Raw genomic sequence first — 5,297 nt, 5'->3', positions numbered from 1 at the left:
GGGTGTATGAGGAAATCTATGGAGCTGATTTTTCCACACTTACCAAGTCTATGGAAGAGGGTACTTTTTAGCCCTCTTTCCACACTATTTTCCGATTACCCGAAATTAAAAGGACCATATATGTTAGGCATGTCTTATATGTATGGTCCCAAATTACCGGTGATTCAACTAAAAAAATGATTTCCCACCTCTTCATATTTTACAAAATAGTTTAAAATCATAGTATGTTATCAGTATAAGTTTCAATAAATGTTCTAAGTACTTCGCTTAATTTCTTATTTTCATATAGCCAAATATAATGCTCAGCACCATCGATTATAATAAATTTTGAATTCCTTATAAGGTTCGAAATCTGCAAAATCGGCCAAGCTGGACGGATATCATTTTGGGCATAAATGAATAATGAAGGTACTTTAATCATAGAGATATCCTTTAGTAATAGTGGTTTTTTAATGAATGACCTCCAAGAATTAATTAAGGAACGATGGACAATTTTGTTTGCCCCATACTGAAAATCAGGCTTCAATTCATCTTTTTCTGCCTTATTTCTATTATATATCTCCTTCCATTCCTTATCATTTTGAATTCCACTCCCAGATATAGAAACATATCCCAACATAGATTGTGGAAATAACATTGAATACGCTAAACCTAAATCAGCCCCCCAAGAGTGTCCTATTACTATCCATTTAGTGTACCCATACTCTTCACGAATTCGTTCTAAATCATGAAGAGCTGAATCGATATCGTAACCATTTCCATAATAACTAGAACGCCCACATCCTTTTGGATCGAACATAATTACCTCACATACATCCTCAATTAGATAGGATAAAGGTTCTAAATAATTGCACGAGCCAGGCCCCGGATAAACGGAAAAAGGCAAATTGAACTTGAACGGACTTCCGGGAAGATCAAAGTATGTGCAACGGTAGAAAAAGTTACGGTGACAGATAGAGCAAATACGAAAACCACCTTGTCGATTACAAAGTGGGATGGGATTGCCTTTGACCATGCTGAAATCAATTCGCATTCATTAGATCGGTTGCGTGGGAAAGTGAATTATACAAATATCACATTCAATTTAGTAAGGAAAGAAATCACATTGCCGGATTTGCAGCAAGTGTATGAGGTGATTTTGGGCAGAAATCGAAACAAAGTGCAGTTCCGTCGCCATATAGAACAGATGGTAGTGGACACAGGACAGGAAAATAAAACAGGCGCACACACCATTAAAATTGTACAAGTACAATGTAAATTGGGTGTGGGATTGCTTCGATATTTCCATTATATTTCTGGAAGCGAAAAATGTGCCGAGCACTTGAAATCGGGTGCCCGGCACTTTGTTTTATTATTAACGGAGCAGTGGTGAGTACCATAGCTTAAATACCTTATTTTTGCTTTTGTACAATCCTTTAATCGTATTTCAGCAATTGCAGACACTAAACTGCAATCCTCACCGTTACTATTCGGCAAGCATGAGCCTTTACCGCATATGGAGCTAGATAGCTTACAATTTCATCATTTATGCACTCGTACATTTTTAAGTAATTAGCCACTTTCGTCTTTAGTGACTATTCCTCAAGAGGTTCATGCACGGACTCATCCTGCTCCTCTTCAACAGAAACTTTCCGGTTTACTTCGTTAGAAGATTCATTCGCTTTTATAATTTGGTTATTTATCTCGCTGTCGATGCTCCGGATACGTCCGGCCAGTTCGTCAATTTTCTTTGCCTTACTCTCCAAAGCTGACCCGCGTCCCTGGTCATACTCCATTTCATTTTTGAGCCTGCGATGCGCATTTTCTAATGGTACTTTCACTTGTTTTAAAGCACTGACTTGTTCAAGAGATTGGGCTGATTGAAGAAGAGAGGTCAATTGCATTCCTTCAGCTTCCTCCGTTTTAATAGCTGCTTGTTGCTTTTCCTCTTGTTCACGTTTTTCTCTTTCTCGCTTCTGTGCTTCGATTGCTGCCATTTGTTCTTCGATTTCAGCAATTTGCTCATCAAACGCTCCTAATTGCTCTTTAATCGTCGATAGTTCTTCCCCGGCCTCTAATGTACGTTCAATTAAATTACTTTTCGCCTCTTGAACCTTTTGGCGTTTTTCAATTAAGCTCTCAATCATGTTGGCAGAGCGTTCTCTCCAATTCCCCAACTGTGCTCGTGCTTCATCGCTAATCATAATCGTATCTCTTTTGACAGGGTTATTTGCGCTCTTCTCATTCTCTTTCTGAACGTTCTGTGGTGAATACATTTTCGTGACCGGACTTGTCTTTAATCCAGTTAACACTTGCATATCCTAACACCGTCCTTATAGCTTCTTCCTTCTTCATATCGGTAGATTGCTCGTATAGTTTACGATTTATAGGAAAATAACAGGTTCTCATTGAATTCTAAATTGTTCTGTACATAATATCCTAAATTATTTTCTCCTCCTATGTTAAAAGTATTGAAATAAGGATTAGGCATCTCGAAAGTATATTTATTATTCATAAGCTGTTCCCTCGCTTCATATCCAAAAGGGATCACTATTGGGTTCATAATCGTACTTACAGCAACATGTTGGAAGCATCACTGGATCATCGGATGGTCTTTTATTTGTCAATTAATCGGCTACATAAGGGTAGCTCTGTTCGTCATTCCATAAGAGAAGCTGGAGCAGTTGGCATATGCAATCGTTTACGATAGTGGAACAAGCACCCGAGCACTTCGGAAAGAGGGTTTATCAATTTACCGGCTTGTATAAATCCTTTAATACAATCTCTTCTGTACTATTTTTATATCGGATGGTTATTTTGTCTTCATCTGTCAATTTCTTTTCTTCACCATTTCCTAATAATAATCTGTTTTCATCTAAAAAGGTGAATGTCACCTTACTTCCATCTTTAAAAAGCGCCGCTGGTTCTGAAAAATCATTCCATTTTTCATAAACAATGATTTCGTGCGTGTAGAACTGTTCTCTCTGTTCCATCGGCAACAGATAGCGATTGTTACTTTTTGATTGAAAGGTAAGAGTCACCGTTGTCCCTTGTTGCTGGATGGTTGTTTGAACATTCTTTTCATCTGCTATCCACATAGAAGTAAGGAAGTAGAAACAACCGATGAAAATGGCCAATAGTGAGCCGACAATAAGAACAATCTTTTTCCTGTTTTTTGACCGTACTTTTTTAAAATAGTCGATTTTTTTCTTCTCTCCATTTTGATCTATCGTTTGTTCCACCAAGAGGTCTTCTTGCATGTCCTTTACATACTGTCTGCAATCCTCGCATTGTTTCATATGTTGTTCCATTTGCTGATTCGTTTCTTTACTTGTTAAATGTTCTATGTAGCTCGGAACTAAATCTTTAAAAACACTATGATTCATTGTTTTCCCCACCTTTTGCCATTTGTTGTTTTGCACGATAAAATGTGACTCTTGCCCAATTTTCTGTTCCACCTAAAATTGTGCCAATCTCTTTAAAAGATAAATCGCCTAATAATCTTAAATACAGTATTTCACGCTTAACCTCACTTAGGTGCTGAGCATTTTTAAAAAAAATGATTTTGTCTTCATTTCTAAAATACTCTTCTTCTAAACTGTAAAATAACGGGGTCTGCTCACTTAGTGATTGCTCTAACTGAAGCTTCTTTTTAGCACGATGTACTTCTTGTAACCAAACGTTTTTTGCGATTGAACATAACCACGTTGAAAACTTTGCTTGTCCATCATGATGAAAGTTATCAATGGATTTCACTGCCTGATAAAATGTCTCTTGCGTTAATTCTTCTGCAGATTGACGATCATTTGTCAGGGTTACTAGATATTTGAAAACAAAATCGCCATAATCTTCATAGATTGAATTTTTATCCACAATTTACCCCCTCTCCACGAAAACTTTTTCTATTTTGATCGAACCCTTATGAAAGTCGAATCATCTATATATCCAGAAAAGAGTTCATTCGTTACAAATCATTATAATTTTTTATGGGCCGGTTAATCGTTACACATAATCGCACTAAACTGAATGAAGAGTACCCCGTCTTTTTAGTAAAAAAAGGACTCCCCAAAAGGGAAATCCTTCAATTCTATTTTACATAAGTTTCGAAATGAACATTGTCGCAATACCGAAATAGATGAGCAAAGATAAAATATCATTAATCGTTGTAATTAAAGGACCCGAAGCGACAGCAGGGTCAGCTTTGAATTTATATAAAATAAGTGGAATGATCGTTCCGGCGAGCGTACCGATTATGAGTGTTGATAGGAGAGATGCACCGACGACAAATCCTAACATTAAGCTTCCTCTCCACACATACGCGATAATGGCGATTAGAATCGCGCATGTAATGCCAATGATGATTCCGACCATGAATTCTCTACATAGCAGCTTCCATGCCTTTTTCATATTTAGCTTTTCCGATACGAGTCCGCGGACAACGACAGCCAATGACTGTGTTCCTGTGTTTCCGGTCATCCCCGCAATCATCGGCATAAAGAAGGCGAGTGCGACGACTGTTTCCAATGTTTCTTCAAAACTCTCAATAATACCACCGGAAATAAGCCCAATAAAGAGCAATAAAATGAGCCAAGGCAGTCTTTTCTTTGCAGCTGCTAACGGACTTGTTCTAAAATCGATTTCCTTACCCGATGCTGTCAGTTTTCCGATGTCTTCATCGGCTTCTTGGTGGATGACATCGATAATGTCTTCAACATGAATGATTCCCATCAATTTTTTTTGCTGATTGACGACGGGAATTGAAACTAAATCTTCATCCCGAAACACTTTTGCCGCCTCTTCCTGATCCAAGTCGGCAGGGAAGCAAACAAGCTCTTTCTTCATAATATTGGAGAGCAGATCGGTATTGGATGCGGCAAGCAGCTCGCGTACCGACAATACTCCGGTTAATTGCTGTTTTTCGTCAATCAAATATACATAATGCACATTCTTCTTTCCTTGAACTTGCTGCCGCAAATGGAAGATTGCTTGTTCTACAGTGTAGGAATCCAACAATGCGACATATCCTAACTTCATTAGTGATCCGGTTGTTTCATGACGATAAATTTGGTTCATCGTGAGGACCTCCTTCTACTGGTACTGTCCCCGAGGTGCGGGGACTTCTATTGACTGATAAGTGTTCGTTCTACTATCAGGGGGCCAATCCATCCCCACCACCTCCTTTACGTGTATAGTCCTCATATGAACCCTTTAACAAGGTTCTAAATCAAATGTTGGGGTGATGTGATTTGCACGTCACCCTTTTACTTAGGTACCGCTGAGTAATGTTGATTTGCGCTACAGGGCGGACGCTTTCCGCC

The 5,297-nt window shown here is 38.5% G+C and carries 7 protein-coding genes; 2 read left to right on the top strand and 5 right to left on the bottom strand.

Features of this window, described 5'->3' with window-relative positions; genetic code table 11:
* The coding region (locus ACFQ38_RS11735; RefSeq protein ID WP_381481050.1) for a hypothetical protein at nucleotides 1–180 on the top strand (180 nt) is incomplete at its 5' end.
* A 37-nt stretch (nucleotides 181–217) separates the two neighbouring features.
* On the opposite strand, the gene ACFQ38_RS11730 is transcribed toward ACFQ38_RS11735, so the two are convergent.
* A complete protein-coding gene (locus ACFQ38_RS11730) occupies nucleotides 218–1,015 on the bottom strand; it encodes an alpha/beta fold hydrolase (protein WP_381481048.1) in 798 nt (265 codons plus the stop codon).
* On the opposite strand from ACFQ38_RS11730, the gene ACFQ38_RS11725 reads away from it, so the two are divergent.
* On the top strand, nucleotides 947–1,372 hold the full coding sequence (locus tag ACFQ38_RS11725) for an NrtR DNA-binding winged helix domain-containing protein (protein ID WP_381481046.1): 426 nt from the start codon (nucleotides 947–949) through the stop codon (nucleotides 1,370–1,372). The genes ACFQ38_RS11730 and ACFQ38_RS11725 overlap by 69 nt on opposite strands.
* Nucleotides 1,373–1,574: 202 nt before the next feature.
* Here the strand turns inward: ACFQ38_RS11725 and ACFQ38_RS11720 are convergent, their stop codons facing one another.
* The 4 genes from ACFQ38_RS11720 to mgtE all read right to left on the bottom strand — a co-directional run bounded on the left by ACFQ38_RS11720 (nucleotide 1,575) and on the right by mgtE (nucleotide 5,052).
* Nucleotides 1,575–2,297: a coiled-coil domain-containing protein gene (locus ACFQ38_RS11720; RefSeq protein ID WP_336823271.1), complete on the bottom strand. Its 723-nt coding sequence runs from the start codon at nucleotides 2,295–2,297 to the stop codon at nucleotides 1,575–1,577.
* 429 nt (nucleotides 2,298–2,726) lie between these two features.
* Nucleotides 2,727–3,365 (bottom strand): zf-HC2 domain-containing protein, encoded by a 639-nt coding sequence (locus tag ACFQ38_RS11715; RefSeq protein WP_336823272.1) that lies wholly within the window; start codon nucleotides 3,363–3,365, stop codon nucleotides 2,727–2,729.
* Nucleotides 3,355–3,852, bottom strand: coding sequence for an RNA polymerase sigma factor (locus ACFQ38_RS11710; RefSeq protein ID WP_336823273.1), 498 nt, complete (start codon nucleotides 3,850–3,852; stop codon nucleotides 3,355–3,357). The genes ACFQ38_RS11715 and ACFQ38_RS11710 overlap by 11 nt, the downstream gene beginning before the upstream one ends.
* 219 nt (nucleotides 3,853–4,071) lie before the next feature.
* Nucleotides 4,072–5,052 (bottom strand): magnesium transporter, encoded by a 981-nt coding sequence (gene mgtE, locus ACFQ38_RS11705; protein WP_336823274.1) that lies wholly within the window; start codon nucleotides 5,050–5,052, stop codon nucleotides 4,072–4,074.
* Nucleotides 5,053–5,297 lie beyond the last annotated feature (245 nt).

The organism is Sporosarcina contaminans (assembly GCF_042679045.1).
Classification (GTDB): domain Bacteria; phylum Bacillota; class Bacilli; order Bacillales_A; family Planococcaceae; genus Sporosarcina; species Sporosarcina contaminans.
Note: the sequence above shows the minus strand (reverse complement) of the source record. Positions and strands in the feature narration are given on the sequence as shown.

What these genes read in the sequence shown, in the direction of transcription:
- ACFQ38_RS11730 (WP_381481048.1), bottom strand. Translation starts at nt 1,015, where the DNA reads ATGGTCAAAGGCAATCCCATCCCACTTTGTAATCGACAAGGTGGTTTT.
- ACFQ38_RS11720 (WP_336823271.1), bottom strand. Translation starts at nt 2,297, where the DNA reads ATGCAAGTGTTAACTGGATTAAAGACAAGTCCGGTCACGAAAATGTAT.
- ACFQ38_RS11715 (WP_336823272.1), bottom strand. Translation starts at nt 3,365, where the DNA reads ATGAATCATAGTGTTTTTAAAGATTTAGTTCCGAGCTACATAGAACAT.
- mgtE (WP_336823274.1), bottom strand. Translation starts at nt 5,052, where the DNA reads ATGAACCAAATTTATCGTCATGAAACAACCGGATCACTAATGAAGTTA.